We start from the raw sequence: 17,691 nt of genomic DNA on the forward strand, positions 1-17,691 counted from the left end.
GCGACGTGCGGGGTGTGCTGGTGCGGTCGGGCGGGTCGTCAGGCTGGGGTTTCGGTGCGGGAGGCGGGCCGGTCGTTGCCGGGGCGGGCCAGGCTGGTGAGCGCCGTCAGTACCCGGGGCCAGGCCGGCGCGGCCGGATCGACCACGGCGAAATGGTCCGCGCCGTCCAGCTCGATCAGCCGCAGCCCGTGCCGGCCGGCGTAGTCCCGGGTCAGCACGATCGGCACCCGGCCGTCGCTCGGTCCCTGCAGCAGCACCGTCGGTACCTCCGGGGCCGGCAGTGCTGCCGGATCGGCCGCGGCGTACCGGTCCGGATGCTTGCCTGGACCGCCGCCCATCAGCGCGCCGGCGGCACCGAGGTCGAGGCCGCGCCGGTACGTCTCGGCCAGGTCGCAGACCGGCGCCAGCCCCAGCACCCCGCGTACCGGCGGGGCGGTGTCCCGGCGGCCGGGCGCGCCGGGCGGCAAGCGGTGCCGCAGCGCCCCCCACAGCGCCAGGTGACCGCCGGCCGAGTGCCCCGCGTACACGGCCGGGCCCGGCTCGACACGGCCCGGCGCGGCGGCGGCGAGCAGCGCCGGCGTGGCGTCCAGCGCCGCGGCGACGTCGGTGAACGTGGCGGGCCAGCCGCCGCCGTCGCCGGTTCGCCGGTACTCCGGGCAGGCGACCGCATAGCCCCGCCTGGCGAAATCGGCGGCAAGCGACGCCAGGTAGCCGCGGTCGACGTCGTGCCGCCAGTACCCGCCGTGCAGCACGAGCACGAGTTGCCCGGCCCCGCGCGCCGGCAGCCAGCCGTCGACCACCTGGTCGGGCAGCTCCCCGTACCGCATCGTCACGTCCGGTTGCGGGCCGGGACGTGACAGTATGTCCCGTTGCTCGGCCATCGCCGCCCTCCCGGATCCGTACCGCCGGGTAGGTCATATCACGTCCCGGCTGCCAGGGATGTCTTCGTAGCGCCCACCCGGCTGCGCCGGGCCCGTTTGCCCGGCGCCGGGTCGCGAGCCCACCCACCCGGCGCCGGGTCGCGAGCCCACCCACCCGGCGCCGGGCCGCGAGCCCACGCACCCGGCGCCGGGTCGCGAGCCCACCCACCCGGCGCCGGGCCGCGAGCCCACGCACCCGGCGCCGGCCGCGGGCCACCCACCCGGCGCCTGGCCGCGAGCCCACCCACTCGGCGCCAGGTCGCGAGCCCACGCACCCGGAGCCTGGCCGCGAACCGCCCACCCCGGCGGCGGCGCAGCCGGTCGCGGCCCCTGGCAGGGAGCTGCACCCCGATCATGAAGACACCCGCCAGGGCCGGGTTCGCGGATGGCGCGGGTCGTGCGTCAGGATGGAGGCATGACCGAGACACCGCGCGAGCAGCAGCAGTCCGACCAGGCGGAGTCCCGCACCGTGCTGGTGGTGGGGCCGGACGGTCGGCCGGTCGGCGCCGTCGACGTCGACCCGGCCGAGGCGGACGCGGCGAAGGACCCGGCCAGCCAGATCGAGCAGCCGGCCAAGGTGATGCGGATCGGCAGCATGATCAAGCAACTGCTGGAGGAGGTCCGGGCCGCGCCGCTGGACGAGGCCGGCCGGCAGCGGCTCAAGGAGATCCACGCCCGGTCGATCGTCGAGCTGGAGGAGGGGCTGGCGCCCGAGCTGCGGGAGGAGCTCGACCGGCTGTCGCTGCCGTTCAACGACGACGCGACGCCGACCGAGCCGGAGCTGCGGATCGCGCAGGCGCAGCTGGTCGGCTGGTTGGAGGGGCTGTTCCACGGCATTCAGGCGGCGCTGATGGCGCAGCAGATGGCGGCCCGGATGCAGCTCGACCAGATCCGCGGCGGCCAGCGTCCGGCGCTGCCCGCCGGCCAGGCCGGCATGATGATGCCCGGCGTCCCCGGCGGCGAGCACCCCGAGCCCCCCAACCGCACCGGCCAGTACCTCTGACGCCCCGCCGCCGCACCCCCTCCGGCCGTTGATCAAGGGATTCGTGCATAGCGTCCAGCAACGACGCGTCCGAATCCCTTGATCAACTCTCCGAGCCCTTGATCAACTCGCCGCGAGGGTCGGTTCGCTGCGGAGAGCTGTTCGACGCCGAGGGTCGGGGGTCAGTCGATCGGGGCGGGCGCGAACAGCCGATCGAGGTAGTCGGCGAGGCCGTCCTCGTCGTTGCTCGCGGTGACGGCGTCGGCGGCCGCTCGTACCGCCGGTTCCGCGTTGGACATCGCCACGCTGTGCCCGACGAAACCGAACATCGGCAGGTCGTTGGGCATGTCACCGAACGCGACGATGTCCTCCGGCGCCACCCCGTACCGCCGGGCGACCCAGGCGAGGCCGGTGGCCTTGGTGACGCCGGCGGCGGAGATCTCGATCAGGCAGTCGTGCGAGGAGCGGGTCACCTCGGCGACGCCGTACAGGCTCGCCGCCATCTGCTCGGCCACCGCGTCGGGTGCGCCGTCGAGCCGGGCCAGCAGCTTGATCGCCGGCGCCGCGATCAGCTCGGCGAGCTCGCCGGGCCGGACCCGGGGGGAGACCTCCGCGACCGGGTAGTGCCGCTCGTGCCGAAGCCCGTCGTGGGTCTCCGCGGCGAACGCGATGTCCGGGTAGCTGTCCTGGAGCCGGCCGACGACGTCGGCGAGCAGCTCCGGCGCGAGCGGCCGGTGCTCGACGACCCGGTCGGCGGCGGCGTCGTAGATCACCGCGCCGTTGGAGCAGACGGTCAGCGCGGACGGGGTGCCGGTCTGCGCGATCACCTCGGCCAGCCAGCGGATCGGCCGCCCGGTCACCATCACGAACGGCACGCCGCGCTCGCCCAGCCGGCGCAGCGCGGCGAGGGTGCGCGCCCCCACGGTCCGGTCGGTACGCAGCAGGGTGCCGTCGAGGTCGCTCGCGACCAGTGCGGGAGGAGTCATCCCCTCCATCTTGCCGGTCGGCACGCCCGGCCGCCGCTCGCTGTGGCCACGGCCATAGCCGCCGGTCGATGTCCGGTGCGTCGCCGGAGATGTCAGTTGTAGTACTTCGGGTCGCAACCCACGGACTTCATCACCTTGTCCGGTACCCGCTGGCCCTTCGTCCAGTCCGGCTGCCCACCGCCCGGGCCGGGTTCGCAGATGCTGGTACCGAGCACGAGCTGGATCCACCTGCCGTTCTTGTACTGGAGTACCACCACGGCCGGGTCGGTCGCCTGGCCGCCGTTCTGCCCGAACACGTGGACGCCGGCGAACCCGCCGGCGCAGACGACGTCGCCGTGCACCGCGACGTTCGAGCCGTCCGTCGTACCGCCGCCGCCATTGGTGTCCGGTGACACCGACTGCTGCACCTGTTCGTTGGTCGGGCACGGATCCGACGGGCCGGGGCTCGGGGTCTTCGCACCGCCGGCGGCCCGGTTCGGGTCGGCGCTGGGGCTGTCGCCCGGGTCGGCGCTGGCGCCGAACTTCTCCCACGGTTGCAGGATCACCGCGGTCGCACCGGCGGCCAGCAGGAACGCCGCAGCGGCCACCGGCGGCAGCCAGCGTCGCCGCCGCCGTTCCGGTACGGCCGGCGCCGGCTCCGGCTGCGGCACGGTGATGCCCGGGTCGAGCCGGTCCATCGCCCGGGCGACCCGCGGGGACAGCGCCGGCGCACCGGGCGAGTGCAGCGCGCCCTCGGCGACCGCCGTCTCCGGCTGCTCCAGTACGGTCGGGGCCACGGTCAGCGCCCGGTGCAGCGCCTGCCCGACGAGCGGGATCCGGCTGGAGCCGCCGACCAGGAACACCCCCGCCAGCTCGGCCGCCCCCGTACCGGACCGGCCGATCGTCGCGGCGGTCTCGGCGACCGCGGCCTGCACCAGCGGCGCCGCCAGCGCCTCGAACTCGGCCCGGGTCAGGTGCGTCGCGGTCGGCAGGCCGGGTACGTGCACGCCGGCCTGGCTGGCCCGGGACAGGATCTCCTTCGCGGCCCGGACGTCCTGCCAGATCAGCGCCCGGTCGCGCAGGTCGGCGGGGGAGCGTGGAGTGGACAACCGGGCCCACTTGTCGGGTGCCTGCCGCTGGATCGGCCCGGCGAGGTGTCCGATGATCGCCGCGTCGATGTCGATGCCGCCGACCGTGTCCAGCCCGCCGGTGGCGGCGACGACCAGCCGGCCGCCGGCCGGCCGGACCACCGCGACGTCCAGCGTGCCGCCGCCGAAGTCGAACACCGCGAGCCCCTGCCCGGCGACCAGCCGGCTGCCGAGCACGGTCGTGAAGTAGCAGGCGGCCGCGATCGGCTCGGCGACCAGCCCGGACACCGGCAGGCCGGCGCGCCGCGCCGCCTCGGTGAGCACGCCCCGCCGCGCCGGGCCCCACGCCACCGGATGTGTCAGTACGGTCGGGGGCAGGACGCCGGCGACCCGCCGCGCCTCGTCCGCCACCCGGCGCAGCACCGCGGCGACCAGCTCGACCACCGGTACCTCGCGGTCGCCGAGCAACACCGTCCCGTCGTCGATCCGCCGCTTCGGGTGCGGCTCGAACCGGGCCGGGTCGTCCCGGGACAGGTGGGCGGCGTCCCGGCCGACGAGCAGGCTGCCGTCGGCCGCGGCGAACACCGCCGACGGCAGCAGCGGCGAGCCGTCGAACAGCAGCGTGCGGCTGCGCCCGCCGGCGTCGCGCAGCAGCGCCACGGTGTTGGAGCTGCCGAAGTCGATGGACAGTGCGAGCGGCTCGGCCACTCGGTCTCCTCGGGGGTGGGAGGGGCGGAGTTCATGATCGACTGCCCGCGCCGGGGTTGTCCACCGAGCGGGTCAGCCCACCGGGTTGGAGAGCGTACCGACGCCGTCCACGGTGATGTCCACGATGTCGCCCGACCGCAACGTGAACGCCAGTTCCGGCACCACGCAGGTACCGGTGAGCAGCACCGCGCCCTGCGGGAAGTCCAGCTCGGTGTACAGCCAGCCGGCGAGCTCGTCCAGGCCACGGTGCAGCTGCTTGGTGTTGGCGTCGCCGGCGAACACCTCGACGCCGTCGCGCCGGATGGTCAGGTGGATGCCGAGGTCACCGGCGTCGGGCAGGGCGGCGACGGGCACGATGCCGGGGCCGAGCGCGCACGAGCCGCGCCAGATCTTCGCCTGCGGCAGGTACAGCGGGTTCTGCCCCTCGATGCCGCGCGAGGTCAGGTCGTTGCCGACGGTGTACCCGACGAGCGCGCCGGCGTGGTCCAGCACCAGCGCCAGCTCCGGCTCGGGTACGTCGTTGCCGGAGTCGGCGCGCACCCGCACCGGCTGGTCCGGCCCGACCACCCGCCAGGCCGGCGCCTTGAAGAACAGCTCGGGCCGGTCCGCCTCGTACACCAGCTCGTACACGTCGGCCTGGCCGGACTCCTCGACCCGGGCCTGGCGGGATCGCTGGTAGGTGACGCCGGCGGCCCACACCTCGGTACGGCCGTCGACCGGCGGCAGGTAGGCGAGCTGGTCTGCCGGGTGGGTCGGGCCGGACGGGTCGGTGACCGCGGCGGCGAAGCCGTCGGCGCCGCGGGCGAGCAGGTCGGCGATCGTCACGCCGGGCAGCGTGGTGACCGTGTCCCCGTCCCCTACGCCGACCTCCGGCTGGCCGGACTGCGGGTTGCTGAACCGTACGACCTGCATCTGGTGCTCCCTCCGCGGCGCCCCGACGGTACGCGGGGTGCGCGCCGCCCGCCGTCATGGTCGCGGCGCCACCCTGCACGACGCAAGCCCAGAGATCCGATGATTCGTGCGCCGGGCTGGAGGTCACCGGGCCGGCGCGGGAATCTGGCCTGACGGGAGGGAACCCGACCCCGAACGGGCCGACCGCGGGTGCCGGTGGCCGCGGTGGCGCCGGCGGTCAGCCGTCGAGCAGGCGCTCCAGGTAGGTGGCGACGCCGTCCTCGTCGTCCGAGCCGGTCACCTCGTCCGCGATCGCCAGCACCTCGCGGTGCGCGCCGGCGACGGCGACGCCGTGCCCGGCCCACGCGAACATCGGCACGTCGTTCGGCATGTCACCGAACACCAGCACGTCGCCGGGGTCGATGCCGAGCGCCTCGGTGACGAACGCCAGGCCGGTCGCCTTCGTCGCGCCGTGCGGCGCCAGCTCGACCATCCCGCCGGACGAGGAGGCCTCGCACAGCTGCGGCGGGATCACCCGCCGGCAGACCGCGAGCAGATCGTCCAGGCTCATCGTCTCGGCCATCAGGAACGCCTTGACCAGCGGACCGTGCAGCGTCTCGGCCCGCGGCCGGGTCTCGGTCGGCTCCGGGTACGGCCAGGCGAAGCCCACGTCCGTCCACAGTGGAGAGTTGACCGCGGTGCCGGCCTCGACGGCCAGCTGCACCGGCCCGATCTCGGCCTCCACCAGCGCGACCGCCCGCGCGATCGACGCACCCGGCACCGTCATCGCATGCAGCAGCACCGGCAGCGGGCCGCCGATGTCGTAGATGTGCGCGCCCTGGGCGAGCACCAGGTAGTCGGCCGGGCCGAGATCGCGCATGGTCAGCTCGATCAGCCGGGGGCCCCGACCGGTCGCGCCCACCAGGACGACGCCGTTGGCACGCAGCCGCGCGAGCACCTCGTGCGACCGGTCGCTGACCGTACCGTCGGAGCGCACCAGGGTGCCGTCCATGTCGGTGGCGACCAGCTTCGGGAGTGAACTGCGCACACACACCTCTCACCGTGGCCCGGGCCGTCCCCGCCCCGGGCGATCAAGGATAGATCGCCCCCTGCGCCCCGCCCGGCGCATCGCCGACGTCGACCGTGGGCCAGGCGTCACGAAAGGGTTTCACCGGGCGGCATCAACGCGTGGCGAATCCCATGATCAACAGGGGTCAGGGGCGCACCGGGGTCAGCACGTCGCGACCGAGGTACGACTGGAGCGCCTTCGGCACCCGCACCGAACCGTCCGGTTGCTGGTGGTTCTCCAGGATCGCGACGAGCCACCGGGTCGTGGCCAGCGTGCCGTTCAGCGTCGCCGCGACCTGCGGCTTGCCGTCGTCACCCCGGTACCGGACGCCGAGCCGGCGGGCCTGGAACGTGGTGCAGTTCGACGTCGACGTCAGCTCGCGGTAACGCTGCTGGCTCGGCACCCAGCCCTCGATGTCGTACTTGCGGGCCGCGCTGCTGCCGAGGTCGCCCGCCGCGGTGTCGATCACCCGGTACGGCACCTCGATCTTGCCGAGCATCTCCTCCTGCCAGGCCAGCAGCCGCAGGTGCTCGTCGGCCGCCTGCTCGGGCCGGCAGTACGAGAACATCTCGATCTTGTCGAACTGGTGCACCCGGATGATGCCGCGGGTGTCCTTGCCGTAGCTGCCGGCCTCCCGCCGGTAGCAGGACGACCAGCCCGCGTACCGCTTCGGCTCGGCCAGATCGATGATCTCGTTGCTGTGGTACGCCGCGAGCGGCACCTCGCTGGTGCCCACCAGGTAGAGGTCGTCGGCCTCCAGCCGGTAGACCTCGCTGGCGTGCGCGCCGAGGAAACCGGTGCCCTCCATCGTCCCCGGTTTCACCAGCGACGGCGTGATCATCGGCGTCAGCCCGTACTCCACCGCCTGCGCCAGCGCGCACTGGAACAGCGCGAGCTGCAGCAACGCGCCGACCCCGCGCAGGAAGTAGAACCGGGCGCCGGACACCTTCGCGCCGCGCTCCATGTCGATCGCATCGAGCAGCTCGCCCAGCTCCAGGTGGTCGCGCACGGTCGGCAGGTCGGGCTTCTCGCCCACCTCCTTGAGCGTGACGAAGTCGTCCTCACCGCCGGCGGGCACACCGTCGACGACGATGTTGGGCACCGCGAGGTGCGCGGCGCGCAGCGCCTCGGCGGCCTCGGTGACCGCGCCGTCGGCCGCCTTGACCTCGGCCGCCAGCTCCTTCGTGCGCGCCAGCAGCTGCTGCTTCTCGTCACCCTGCGCCCGCGCGACCTGCTTGCCCAGGCCCTTCTGCTCGGCCCGGAGCTTCTCGAACCGGACCAGCGCGGCGCGGTGCTGCTCGTCGGCGCCGAGCAGGGCGTCGACGGACGACTCGGACTCGCCCCGAGCCCGCTGGCTCGCTCGCACCACGTCCGGATCGTCACGCAACAGTCGCAGGTCAATCACGCCGCGAGCCTACCTGGCAGGGTCCGCCGCGCTCGAGCCGATATGCGCCCGCGCCCCGGGACACCGCCGGTGCTGCGGCGCGCGTACCAGGTCGGGCGGGATCGCTGCTGAGGCATCGCGGTCCGTGTGGCCGATCGATGCCCGGCGGGAAGTTTGCGCGCTAGCGTCGGGGTGTCCGACTGATGCAGGGAGGTCATGGCATGCCGGTACGGAAGGCTTCTGCCGAGTGGCGGGGCGGGTTGCAGGACGGCGCGGGTCGCGTCGCGCTGGGCAGCGGTGCGTACGAGGGCGACTACTCGTACAAGTCGCGGTTCGGCGACGGTTCCGGCGGGACGAACCCGGAGGAGCTGATCGGCGCCGCGCACGCCGCGTGCTTCTCGATGGCGCTGTCGAACATGCTCGCCACCGACAACCACCCGCCCACCGCGGTGCAGACCACCGCCGAGGTGACCATCCGGCCCGAGGACGGCCAGCCGACGATCACCTCGATCGCGCTGCACACCGTCGGCACGGTGCCGGGGATCACCGCCGAGCAGTTCGCCGAGTACGCGGAGAAGGCCAAGGCCGGCTGCCCGGTCTCCCGCGCCCTCACCGGCACCACGATCACCCTGGACACCCAGTTCTCGTCCTGACCCGGTCACGGTGAACGAAGCCCGGCCGCCGCGCGGTCGGGCTTCGTGCCGCCTCGTCACCGCGCCGCCGCGGTCGGCCGGGCACCCACCGACGCTGGTGTGCCGCCCTGCCAGTACTCGTACGTGCCCTCGGGCCGGCGCAGCGTCGTCCCGCTACCGGCCGCCATCGACCCAGTCCAGCATGGACCGGCGGCCGCAACAAGGCACCGCGGGGCGCTTCGGACCAGCCGGCGCGCGACCCGCCCGTACCGGACCGGGCGGAGAATCGGGTGATGGCGGTGACGATGTCGCGGGAGCGGTTCGAGGAGCTGGTCGCCGACGCGCTGGACAGCGTGCCGGAGCAGCTGCTGAAGCTGCTGAGCAACGTGGTGATCCTGGTCGAGGACGACTCGCCGGACGGCCAGCGGCTCCTCGGCGTCTACGAGGGGTACGCGTTGACCGAGCGCGGCGCCGACTACGGCGCGGTGCTGCCGGACCGCATCACCATCTTCCGCAACCCGATCCTGTCGATCTGCGACACCGAGGCCCAGGTGGCGCACGAGGTCACGGTCACCGTGGTGCACGAGATCGCGCACCACTTCGGCATCGACGACGCGCGCCTGCACCAGCTCGGCTGGGGCTGACGACCGCGGGGACCCGAACCGCTGGGGTCGGCACGGTGCGGGCAGCATTCCGCCCGGACGGTACGTGTCGCGCCGTGGACCCGACAATCCACGCGTCGTGGGGCAGCGGCACTACGCTTGCCGCGTACGCACACACACGGGGCTCGGGGTGTTCGAATGGGAACGCTGCGCATCCACTTCACGATGGAGGATCTGGCGCGCACGCGGCTGGCCAGGGGCGCCGACCCGATGTGGGAGATCGTGCTGAGCCGGTTCCGGCTCCGGGAAGGCAGCGTGCTGCCGTTCCGGCCGTGGTTCCGGCAGGTGCAGACCCGGCGGGCAGGGTGGCAGGAGCACCGGCGGCAGTTGTCGCTGCTGTCCGCACTGCTGCCGACGGGCGTCTACTTTCCCGACTTCCTCACCCCGGCCGCCGGGCTCCACGGGCTCGACGCGGGGCTGGATGCGTTGCGGTCGACGCCGCGCCGGCGACTGTCCGGCGAGCTCGCGCAGATGTCGCGGACCGCGCCGGTGCCGGTGGCGATCCGGGGCCTGGCCGACGGCGACGCCGAGCTGCTCGGCGCGGTCGCCACGGCGTTCCGTCGCTGGGACGCCGAGCTGATCGCGCCGTACCGCCCGGTGCTCGACCGGGCCGTTGCCGCCGACCTTGCGGTACGGGCGCACGCCCTGGCCACCGGCGGTCTGGAGGCGCTGCTCGCCGGGTTGTCGCCGTTGGCGCGGTGGCGGCCGCCGGTGCTGGAGGTCGACTACCCGGAGACGCGCGATCTGGTGCTGGACGGTCGTGGCCTGACGCTGGTGCCGTCGTTCTTCTGCTTCCGCAAGATGATCTCGCTTGCCGACGCGTCGCTGTCGCCGACGCTGCTCTACCCGATCGACCGCGGCCTGCTGTGGGCGGAGACCGTCCGCCGCTCGTCCGGGTCGCTCGCGACGTTGCTGGGCGCGACCCGGGCCGAGCTGTTGCGGGTCGCCGAGGCCGGCGTGACGACGAGCCAGCTCGCGATCCGGTTGGGCATCGCGCCGTCGTCGGTCAGCCGGCACGCCGCCACGCTCGCCGCGGCGGGTCTGCTGGACCGGATCCGGCACGGCGCCGCCGTCTGGCACCTGCGTACCCCGTTGGGACAGGCGTTGCTCGACGGCGCCGCGGACCGGGACCCGGTCAGCGCGACCAGGGCGGAGTGACCGGCGCGCCCTGCACCGTGGCGGTGACCCCGGCGGACGTGCAGACCAGCGCCACCGCCGGCTCGTCGCCGCTGTTGCCGACGGCGAACTCCACCCCCGGCGGTACCAGCAGCGCGTCGCCCGGGCCGGCGGCGACCGCCGCGCCGTCGATGTGGCCGCTCAGCACGCCGGACCGAACGACGAACACCTCCTCCCGGTCGACGCTGTGCTGCTGCGGGTCGGAGTGCGGCGGCACCGTCAGGTACCAGATGGCGAGTTCGGTGCTGCCACGGCTGGGCACCGCCATCGGTCGGGCGCTGATGCCGTGTGCCTCGACGGTCGGTGCGTCGGCGTAGCTGAGTGCGGGCACGGGATGGCCTCCGTATAGTCAAGTTGCTTGTCCATCTAGAAGTAGTAAAGCAGCTTGACCATCGGAGCGCAAGGCAGGCTGGGGGCATGAACGAGGGCGGGAGCGTACGGATCATGGGTGCTGCGCGTTCGTGCGCGCGCCGCGGAGTGCGGCGATGAGCGGCCGCGGTGCGCTGGCGGTGCTGCTGGCCACGGCGTACCAGGTGACGATGGCCGGGTTGACCGAGCACCTGGCGTCGGCCGGGCACCCCGGCGTCCGGCCGGCGCACGGCTTCGTCTTCCTGTACCTGTCGAACCATCCGGCGGCCACCTCGGTCGAGCTCGGCACGTACCTGGGGGTCACCAAGCAGGCCGGCGGGCAGCTCGTCGACGAGCTGGTACGGCGGGGATACGTGACGCGCGAGCCGCACCCGAGCGACCGGCGGGCACGCGTCCTGCGGCTGACCGAGCGGGGCTGGGACTGCATCGAGCGGGTCGTCGCCTACTGGGACGGGGTGGAGCGGCGCTGGGCCACGTTGGTCGGCCCGGAGCAGCTGGACGCCGCCCGGACCGCACTCGCCGCGTACGTCGCGGACGCACCGGACGGCATCCGCCCGGCCTGGTGACCACGCACTGTCCACTGTGGACAACACCGTGGGTGACACTGTGGGCAGCCTCTGGACAGCAAGGCGCGCCGACCCGGACCAGTCGGGTCGGCGCGCCCTCTTCCCCGTGTGGTGACGCCTGCCGGCCGGTGGGAGACGGCTCCCACCGGCCGGGCAGTCGCTACTTCGTCTGCGCGGCCGCCTGGTAGAGCTGTGCCGGGGCAACCGCGCCGGCCAGCACCCGGCCGTCGTCGGTGATCAGCACCGAGAACAGCTTGGTCTCGACCAGCCGGCCCGAACCCCAGGAGCCGTGCACCTTCGGCAGCGAGTCGAGGAACTTCGTCGCCGCCGCCGACGCCTTCTTCTGCTCGGCGGTCTTACCGGCCGGCACCGTCGTGTCGACGCCCTTGGCGACCACCACCGAGGTCCAGCCGGTACCGACGATCTGCGGCTCGTCGCCCTTCTTGCCCTGCCGGTGGTCGCGGTCCTTCGGCGCCACCTTGCTGTGGTCCGAGCTGCCCGGCTTCGCCTCGGTCACCTTCGTGCCGGCCGGCGGGTTGAACCGGAACTCCGACGCGTCCGGCTTGGCGAACGACACCGAGGTGAACCCGGCCTCGAACGCCGGATCCGCCGAGCCGCGGGCGAAGATCTGCACCCGCAGCGGGATGTGCTTGTCGCCGTCGATCGCGATCCGGATCTGCTCCACCCGCGAGTCGTGCTGCTTCGGCGAGATGACCAGCTCGTACGCCTTGCGGCCGGCCACCTTGGCGGTGCCGTCGGTGCCGATGTTGGTGCTCGGCGCCAGCTGGGTGAGCAGCTGCGTCACGCCACCGGACAGCGAACTCGGGCCGGTCGACGGCAGCACCGACGGGGCCGCGGACGGCCGCTTCGCCGAGTCGGCGGACAGTGTGCGGTGCGTCGCCGACTTCTTCGCGCTGTCGTAGAGCCAGACGTCCTTGCCGTTGCGGATCGCGTCGCTCTCGTCGACCCCGGTGCCCTGCACCGAAAGCCGCGCGTGCTGCGGCCCGTCGTACCAGACCTTGGCGGTGTGGCTGCCGGTGACCATCGCGTTCAGGTCGGTGCCGTCCAGCTCGGGCAGCTTCGGCAGGCCCAGGTCCGACTTCTGCACGATCGTGCCGGACAGGCTGTCCACGCGGGCCTGCGCCACGTCCATCAGCAACTGCTGCGGGCTGCGCTCCGGCAGCCCGGACGACGCGTTGGCGACGAGCATCTTGCCCGCGCCCGCGGCGCCGATCACGGCGACCAGCGCGACCGCCGGAATCGCCCAGCGCACCGCCGGTCGTGCAAACACCGACATGCCTACCCCCTTCACCGGCCCTGGCGGACACGCCGTCCGCCCCGACCCTTCACGAACCGTCCGGTCGACCGTCCCCATGCCGACCGGTTCCCAGAATGCCCCGGACGCACTGTGAGCAACCTGAGCGGAGCTGAGCAGCTCTCAGCCACCATGCGCAACCATGGGTGTCCCACAGGTACGGGAGGCACGATGCGGCTGCTGGTGGTCGAGGACGAGGTACGGCTCGCCGCCGCGCTGGCGCGCGGGCTGTCCGCGGAGGGGTTCACCGTCGACGTGCAGCACGACGGGCCGGGTGGGCTCGACGCGGCCCGGCACGGCGACTACGACGCGGTGATCCTGGACATCATGTTGCCCGGCCTCAACGGGTACAAGATCATTCAGACCCTGCGGGCCGAACGGAACTGGGTGCCGGTGCTGATGCTGTCCGCCAAGGACGGCGAGTACGACCAGTCCGACGGGCTGGACGCCGGCGCCGACGACTACCTCACCAAGCCCTTCTCGTACGTCGTGCTGCTGGCCCGCATCCGCGCGCTGCTGCGCCGCGGGGTACGGGAGCGGCCGGCGGTGCTGTCCGCCGGTGACCTGACGCTGGACCCGGCGACCAAGGAGGTGTCCCGCGGCGGCACGCCGATCGAGCTGACCCCGCGCGAGTTCGCGCTGCTGGAGTACCTGATGCGTCGCGGCGAGGCGGTGGTGCCCAAGATCGAGCTGCTGGACCACGTCTGGGACGCCCCGGAGGACACCGACCCGAACGTGGTCGAGGTGTACGTCGGCTACCTGCGCCGCAAGATCGACACCCCGTTCGGCCGGTCGTCGCTGCGTACCGTCCGGGGTGCCGGCTACCGTCTGGTGGCCGACCAGTGACCGGCGCGCCGACTGCGGGGCGCCTCGGCCGGCGCGGTACGACGGCCGGACGATGAGCGGCGGAGGGCAGCGATGCGGTGGTGGTCCCGGCTCGGCCTGCGCGGCCGGCTGACCCTGATCGCGGTCGCGGGCCTCGCGATCGGGCTCACCCTGGGCGGCGCGCTGCTGGTCTTCGCGCTGCAGGCGACGCTGTCCCGGGCGCTGGACAACAGCGCGCGCGACAGCGGCCGCGAGGTCGCCGCGCTGGTCCGGGCGGGCAAGCTGCCGGACCCGATCCCGGCCGGCGAGCGGGTCGCCACCATCCAGGTGGTCGACCGGTCCGACCGCATCGTCGCCACCTCCGCCGGCGCCGACCGGCTGGTACCGGTGCTGCACGCCGACGAGATCGGGGCTGCGCGGGGCGGGCAGCGCTTCGACGTGCCGGGTGACCGGGCCGGGCTGGCCACCCCGCTGCGGGTGGTCGCGGTACCGGCCGGCGACGAGACGGTGCTGGTGGCCGTGTCGAGAAGCGAGCTGACGCAGAGCGTCGGGCTGGTCCGCAACGTGCTGCTGGTGGCGTTCCCGGCGCTGGTGGCGGTGCTGGGGCTGGTGGCGTGGCGGGCCGTCGGGTGGACGCTGCGCCCGGTGGAGGCGCTGCGCCGCGGCGCGGAGGAGATCGCCAACGCGGGGTCTCCCGCGAGCCGGCTGCCGGTGCCGGCCACCGGTGACGAGGTGGCGCGCCTGGCCACCACCCTGAACGGGATGCTGTCCCGGCTGACCGCGAGCCAGCAGCGGCAACGCGCGTTCGTCGCGGACGCCGCGCACGAGCTGCGCAGCCCGGTCGCGAGCATCCGTACCCAGCTCGAGGTCGCACAGCGGCTGGGCGACCGGGCCGACTGGCCGGACGTCGCGGGCGACCTGCTGGTCGACACCGAACGGCTGTCCCGGCTGACCGAGGACCTGCTGCTGCTCGCCCGGTCCGCCGACTCGGACGAGGCGGCCGCCCGGATGGCCCGGCGGGCCGAACGGGTCGACCTGGCCGCGCTGGTCACCGACGTCGCCGACCGGTACGAGACGGCCCGGGTCCCGGTCACCGCCCTCCTCGACGTGCCGGCGGAGGTGCACGGCGATCCGGCCGCGCTGGCCCGGGTGGTCGGCAACCTGTTCGACAACGCGGTACGCCACGCCGAGACCGAGGTGGTCGCGTCGGTGTCGGTGCAGGGCGACGAGGCGGTCGTGGTGGTCACCGACGACGGTCCGGGCATCCCGCCGGCCGACCGGGACCGGGTGTTCGACCGGTTCACCCGGCTCGACGACGGGCGGGCCCGGGACGAGGGCGGCTCCGGTCTCGGCCTGGCCATCGTCGCCGAGCTGGTCGCCGCGCATCACGGCGCCGTCACGCTGACCGCCGCGCACCACCGGGACCGCAACGTCGGCGGCACCGGCGGGCCGGGACTGCGCGCCGAGGTCCGCCTCCCGCTCCTCCCGGAAACCCCCTGACAGGCATTGCGCCGAGGTTCCGCCAGGCACCGACCGCCCGACCGAGCCCGCGACGCGTGCCTCGCGGATCCGGCGCATGTCTCCCGCGGCGCGGCCCGAGCGGCGGGCGGTCTCAGCGCCGGACGAACTCGGCGCGCCAGCGGCGGACCGGCGGGTCCTCGCTGGTGTCCGCGAGATCCTCGATCAGCGCCGGTCGCAGGCCGTCGACCGCGAACGCCTCGATCTCGGTACGGGTCAGCGGCCACGGCATCCGGCCGACCGGATCGTCGTCGTCCCGGGCCCGCGCGATCACCAGCAGCCGGCCGCCGGGCCGCAGCAGCTCGGCGAACCGGGCGGTGGCCCGGCGGCGGGCCGCGCCCTGCAGGGTCTGCACCGTGTACGCCTCGAAGACCAGGTCGAACGTGCCGAGCAGGTCGGCCGGCGGGTCGAGCAGGTCCGCCACCCGGTAGCGCACCGGCGAGCCGGCGAACCGTTCCCGGGCCGCCCGCACGGCGCTCGGTGCCACGTCGAACGCGACCGTGTCGTACCCGAGGGCGGCGAGATGTTCGGCGTCGTCGCCGAGGCCGCAGCCCACCACCAGCGCCCGGCCCTCGTGCCCGGAGTGTGCCGCGGACCAGTCGACCAGCAGCGGGTTGGGTTCCAGGTCGGCCCACGGCACGACCGCGGTGCCGGACTCGGCCGCCGCGTACAGCCGCTCGAACCAGCCGGTGTCGTCGCCGGCCGCGACCGCCTCGGCCGCCAGCTTCCGCGCGTACCCGCGCTGCCCATCGTCGGTCATGCCCGTCCCTCTCGCTCGTCTCGCCGGTCGCCCGCCCAGCACAGCACCCGCAGCGGCCGTTCGGAGTCCATCGTGTCGTCGGCTGCCGGCGCTTCGGAACGTGCCGCGCTCAGCCCGGCGGTACCGGTGTCCGGCGCTTCCAGGACCGCGCGCCCGGCGTTCGGCAGCTCCGGTACGTGCCGGGACAGCCCGGCCGCGAGCCGGGGCACGGCGACCGCGAACAGCGTGCCGTGCCCGACCAGTACCGCGGTGCCGCCGGCCGGCAGGTCCGCGAGCACGTCGAGAAGCACCGTACGCAGCCGGCGGACCAGGTCGGTGCCGTCCTCCCCGCCGGGCAGCCGCGGCGTCGGATCGTCCCGCCAGCGCGCGAACGTCGTCGCCACCAGCGCCGCGTCGGCCGGGTCGGTACTGCCGTGCAACGTCCCGATCAGCGCCTCGTGGCCGGCCGGATGCACCCGCACCGGCAGCCGGTACCGCGCGGCGATCGGCTCGGCGGTCCGCATCGCCCGCGCCATCGGCGACGACCACACCGTGTCCGGTGCGTACTCCGCCGGCCAGTCCGCGGCCAGCCGGACCACCTGCCGTTCGCCCAGCGGCGACAGCGGTACGCCGGGGATCGCGCAGGTCAGCGAGTGGTCCACGTTCGCGGTGCTCTGCCCGTGCCGCACCAGCACGATCCGCCGGCTCACCGCGCCCCACCGCCCCGCGGGAGGCTGATCAGGGCGCCTGGACGCAGGGACGGCGCTGTTCGCGGGTACGACACCATGATCAACGCGACTCCGGCGGGGTGGGGTGGCCGGCGCGGATCCGGGCCAGCCAGGACCGCGCCTCGGTGAAGTCGGCGTCGGACATGCCGGGCGGCGGCGGGACCGGCGGCTCGGCGCCGGCCCGCGGGTACGAGCCGAAGAAGCGCACGTCCCGGCAGATCCGGCGCAGCCCGGCCAGCGCCTCGCCCATCCGCGCGTCGGCGACGTGGCCGGTGCAGTCGAGCAGGAAGCAGTACCGGCCGAGTGCCTCGCCGGTCGGCCGGGACTCGATCCGGCTCAGGTTGACCCCGCGCACCGCCAGCTCGGTGAGCACCGCGAGCAGCGCACCGACCCGGTCGTGCGCGATGAACACGGCGATCGTGGTGACGTCGTTGCCGGTCGGTTCGGGTGCCGGCGCGGGCCGCTCCAGCAGCACGAACCGCGTCATCGCGTCGGCGTGGTCGGCCACCCCCTCGGCGAGCACGGTGAGCCCGTGCCGCCGCGCGGCCAGCGGCGTGGACAGCGCCCCGTCGTACTCGCCCTGGGCGCACAGGATCGCCGCGGTGGCGTTGGACAGCACGTCGGTGACGGTTGCGGCCGGTACGGTGTCGCGCAGCCAGCGTCGGCACTGGGCCGAGGCCTGCGGATGCGCCGCGACGGTACGCACGGCGTCCAGGCCGCGGCCGTCGCGGGTGGCGAACACGAACCGGATCGGCAGCACCACCTCGCGCCGGATCTGCAGCGGGCCGCCGGCGACCAGGTCGTCGACGGTCACCGGCACCGACCCGCCGACCGAGTTCTCCAGCGGTACCAGGGCCGCGTCGGCGTCACCGCCGCGTACCGCGTCGAGCGCCTCCGGCACGGTGCGCGCCGGCAGCAGGGTGGCGTCGGCGGTTTCCGGTAGGGTCCGCAGCGCCTCCTCGCTGAAGGTCCCCTCCGGCCCGAGGTAGCTGTACCGCGTCGACATGCGGCGAGCCTATGTCGCTGCCGGTGGCGGCCGGCGCCCGGTCCGAGAGGTGACGAAGGCCGCTAGCGTGGCAAACCAGGTCACCACCGCATGGCCAGTTTGTCGACTACAGTTCGTGATAGAATTCGCCATAAAGGCGTGACTACAG

Annotated in this window: 18 protein-coding genes; 7 read left to right on the forward strand and 11 right to left on the reverse strand. The window is 74.1% G+C overall.

Annotated features, from left to right (window positions below; genetic code table 11):
• Positions 1–38 precede the first annotated feature (38 nt).
• The gene (locus Asera_RS06775) at positions 39–881 is read right to left on the reverse strand and encodes an alpha/beta hydrolase (protein WP_030445485.1); all 843 of its coding nucleotides are present in this window, start codon (positions 879–881) and stop codon (positions 39–41) included.
• A 454-nt stretch (positions 882–1,335) separates the two neighbouring features.
• Here Asera_RS06775 and Asera_RS06780 point away from each other — a divergent pair, with 454 nt between their 5' ends.
• The gene (locus Asera_RS06780; protein WP_030445486.1) at positions 1,336–1,923 is read left to right on the forward strand and encodes a bacterial proteasome activator family protein; all 588 of its coding nucleotides are present in this window, start codon (positions 1,336–1,338) and stop codon (positions 1,921–1,923) included.
• Between the two features lie 161 nt (positions 1,924–2,084).
• Here the strand turns inward: Asera_RS06780 and Asera_RS06785 are convergent, their stop codons facing one another.
• From Asera_RS06785 to serS, 5 genes are all read right to left on the reverse strand, one after another.
• On the reverse strand, positions 2,085–2,888 hold the full coding sequence (locus Asera_RS06785) for a Cof-type HAD-IIB family hydrolase (RefSeq protein ID WP_342344411.1): 804 nt from the start codon (positions 2,886–2,888) through the stop codon (positions 2,085–2,087).
• A 92-nt stretch (positions 2,889–2,980) separates the two neighbouring features.
• A complete protein-coding gene (locus Asera_RS06790) occupies positions 2,981–4,663 on the reverse strand; it encodes an Hsp70 family protein (RefSeq protein ID WP_051802018.1) in 1,683 nt (560 codons plus the stop codon).
• Between the two features lie 72 nt (positions 4,664–4,735).
• Positions 4,736–5,575: a fumarylacetoacetate hydrolase family protein gene (locus tag Asera_RS06795; protein WP_030445489.1), complete on the reverse strand. Its 840-nt coding sequence runs from the start codon at positions 5,573–5,575 to the stop codon at positions 4,736–4,738.
• Positions 5,576–5,792: 217 nt separating this feature from the next.
• Positions 5,793–6,566 carry an HAD family hydrolase gene (locus tag Asera_RS06800; RefSeq protein ID WP_051802043.1) on the reverse strand — a complete coding sequence of 258 codons (774 nt, stop codon included), beginning with the start codon at positions 6,564–6,566 and terminating at the stop codon, positions 5,793–5,795.
• A 202-nt stretch (positions 6,567–6,768) separates the two neighbouring features.
• Complete coding sequence (gene serS, locus Asera_RS06805; protein WP_030445491.1) at positions 6,769–8,028, reverse strand: serine--tRNA ligase; 1,260 nt, start codon at positions 8,026–8,028, stop codon at positions 6,769–6,771.
• A 200-nt stretch (positions 8,029–8,228) separates the two neighbouring features.
• Between serS and Asera_RS06810 the strand changes: the two genes are divergently transcribed.
• The 3 genes from Asera_RS06810 (at position 8,229) to Asera_RS06820 (ending at position 10,459) form a co-directional block, all read left to right on the forward strand.
• Positions 8,229–8,660 (forward strand): OsmC family protein, encoded by a 432-nt coding sequence (locus Asera_RS06810; RefSeq protein WP_030445492.1) that lies wholly within the window; start codon positions 8,229–8,231, stop codon positions 8,658–8,660.
• A 278-nt stretch (positions 8,661–8,938) separates the two neighbouring features.
• Entirely contained in the window at positions 8,939–9,283 is a 345-nt protein-coding gene (locus Asera_RS06815) for a metallopeptidase family protein (protein ID WP_030445493.1), read from the forward strand.
• Between the two features lie 156 nt (positions 9,284–9,439).
• Entirely contained in the window at positions 9,440–10,459 is a 1,020-nt protein-coding gene (locus Asera_RS06820; protein ID WP_051802019.1) for a helix-turn-helix domain-containing protein, read from the forward strand.
• Here the strand turns inward: Asera_RS06820 and Asera_RS06825 are convergent.
• Complete coding sequence (locus Asera_RS06825; RefSeq protein WP_030445495.1) at positions 10,437–10,808, reverse strand: cupin domain-containing protein; 372 nt, start codon at positions 10,806–10,808, stop codon at positions 10,437–10,439. The two genes, Asera_RS06820 and Asera_RS06825, sit on opposite strands and share 23 nt — an antisense overlap.
• 154 nt (positions 10,809–10,962) lie before the next feature.
• Here Asera_RS06825 and Asera_RS06830 point away from each other — a divergent pair, with 154 nt between their 5' ends.
• Positions 10,963–11,412 carry a MarR family winged helix-turn-helix transcriptional regulator gene (locus Asera_RS06830; RefSeq protein WP_030445496.1) on the forward strand — a complete coding sequence of 150 codons (450 nt, stop codon included), beginning with the start codon at positions 10,963–10,965 and terminating at the stop codon, positions 11,410–11,412.
• 160 nt (positions 11,413–11,572) lie between these two features.
• On the opposite strand, the gene Asera_RS06835 is transcribed toward Asera_RS06830, so the two are convergent.
• Positions 11,573–12,709: a LolA family protein gene (locus Asera_RS06835; RefSeq protein WP_030445497.1), complete on the reverse strand. Its 1,137-nt coding sequence runs from the start codon at positions 12,707–12,709 to the stop codon at positions 11,573–11,575.
• A 189-nt stretch (positions 12,710–12,898) separates the two neighbouring features.
• Here Asera_RS06835 and Asera_RS06840 point away from each other — a divergent pair, with 189 nt between their 5' ends.
• Both Asera_RS06840 and Asera_RS06845 read left to right on the forward strand, forming a co-directional pair.
• Positions 12,899–13,573 (forward strand): response regulator transcription factor, encoded by a 675-nt coding sequence (locus tag Asera_RS06840; RefSeq protein WP_030445498.1) that lies wholly within the window; start codon positions 12,899–12,901, stop codon positions 13,571–13,573.
• 72 nt (positions 13,574–13,645) lie between these two features.
• Entirely contained in the window at positions 13,646–15,052 is a 1,407-nt protein-coding gene (locus tag Asera_RS06845; RefSeq protein ID WP_035295944.1) for a sensor histidine kinase, read from the forward strand.
• Between the two features lie 112 nt (positions 15,053–15,164).
• Here Asera_RS06845 and Asera_RS06850 read toward each other — a convergent pair whose 3' ends face one another.
• The 3 genes from Asera_RS06850 to pheA all read right to left on the reverse strand — a co-directional run bounded on the left by Asera_RS06850 (position 15,165) and on the right by pheA (position 17,543).
• Positions 15,165–15,830: a class I SAM-dependent methyltransferase gene (locus Asera_RS06850; RefSeq protein ID WP_030445500.1), complete on the reverse strand. Its 666-nt coding sequence runs from the start codon at positions 15,828–15,830 to the stop codon at positions 15,165–15,167.
• Positions 15,827–16,519, reverse strand: a complete 693-nt coding sequence (locus Asera_RS06855) for a histidine phosphatase family protein (protein ID WP_051802020.1) — start codon at positions 16,517–16,519, stop codon at positions 15,827–15,829. The genes Asera_RS06850 and Asera_RS06855 overlap by 4 nt, the downstream gene beginning before the upstream one ends.
• Before the next feature lie 79 nt (positions 16,520–16,598).
• Positions 16,599–17,543: a prephenate dehydratase gene (gene pheA / locus Asera_RS06860; RefSeq protein ID WP_030445502.1), complete on the reverse strand. Its 945-nt coding sequence runs from the start codon at positions 17,541–17,543 to the stop codon at positions 16,599–16,601.
• Positions 17,544–17,691: the final 148 nt, after the last annotated feature.

Source organism: Actinocatenispora sera (genome assembly GCF_018324685.1).
Lineage (GTDB): Bacteria > Actinomycetota > Actinomycetes > Mycobacteriales > Micromonosporaceae > Actinocatenispora > Actinocatenispora sera.

Bases quoted from the DNA above. Each gene is read 5' to 3' on its own strand.
- pheA (WP_030445502.1), bottom strand. From the start codon at position 17,543: ATGTCGACGCGGTACAGCTACCTCGGGCCGGAGGGGACCTTCAGCGAG.
- Asera_RS06835 (WP_030445497.1), bottom strand. From the start codon at position 12,709: ATGTCGGTGTTTGCACGACCGGCGGTGCGCTGGGCGATTCCGGCGGTC.
- Asera_RS06840 (WP_030445498.1), top strand. From the start codon at position 12,899: ATGCGGCTGCTGGTGGTCGAGGACGAGGTACGGCTCGCCGCCGCGCTG.
- Asera_RS06775 (WP_030445485.1), bottom strand. From the start codon at position 881: ATGGCCGAGCAACGGGACATACTGTCACGTCCCGGCCCGCAACCGGAC.
- Asera_RS06810 (WP_030445492.1), top strand. From the start codon at position 8,229: ATGCCGGTACGGAAGGCTTCTGCCGAGTGGCGGGGCGGGTTGCAGGAC.
- Asera_RS06800 (WP_051802043.1), bottom strand. From the start codon at position 6,566: ATGGACGGCACCCTGGTGCGCTCCGACGGTACGGTCAGCGACCGGTCG.
- Asera_RS06830 (WP_030445496.1), top strand. From the start codon at position 10,963: ATGAGCGGCCGCGGTGCGCTGGCGGTGCTGCTGGCCACGGCGTACCAG.
- Asera_RS06785 (WP_342344411.1), bottom strand. From the start codon at position 2,888: ATGACTCCTCCCGCACTGGTCGCGAGCGACCTCGACGGCACCCTGCTG.
- Asera_RS06780 (WP_030445486.1), top strand. From the start codon at position 1,336: ATGACCGAGACACCGCGCGAGCAGCAGCAGTCCGACCAGGCGGAGTCC.
- Asera_RS06845 (WP_035295944.1), top strand. From the start codon at position 13,646: ATGCGGTGGTGGTCCCGGCTCGGCCTGCGCGGCCGGCTGACCCTGATC.
- Asera_RS06795 (WP_030445489.1), bottom strand. From the start codon at position 5,575: ATGCAGGTCGTACGGTTCAGCAACCCGCAGTCCGGCCAGCCGGAGGTC.
- Asera_RS06850 (WP_030445500.1), bottom strand. From the start codon at position 15,830: ATGACCGACGATGGGCAGCGCGGGTACGCGCGGAAGCTGGCGGCCGAG.
- Asera_RS06820 (WP_051802019.1), top strand. From the start codon at position 9,440: ATGGGAACGCTGCGCATCCACTTCACGATGGAGGATCTGGCGCGCACG.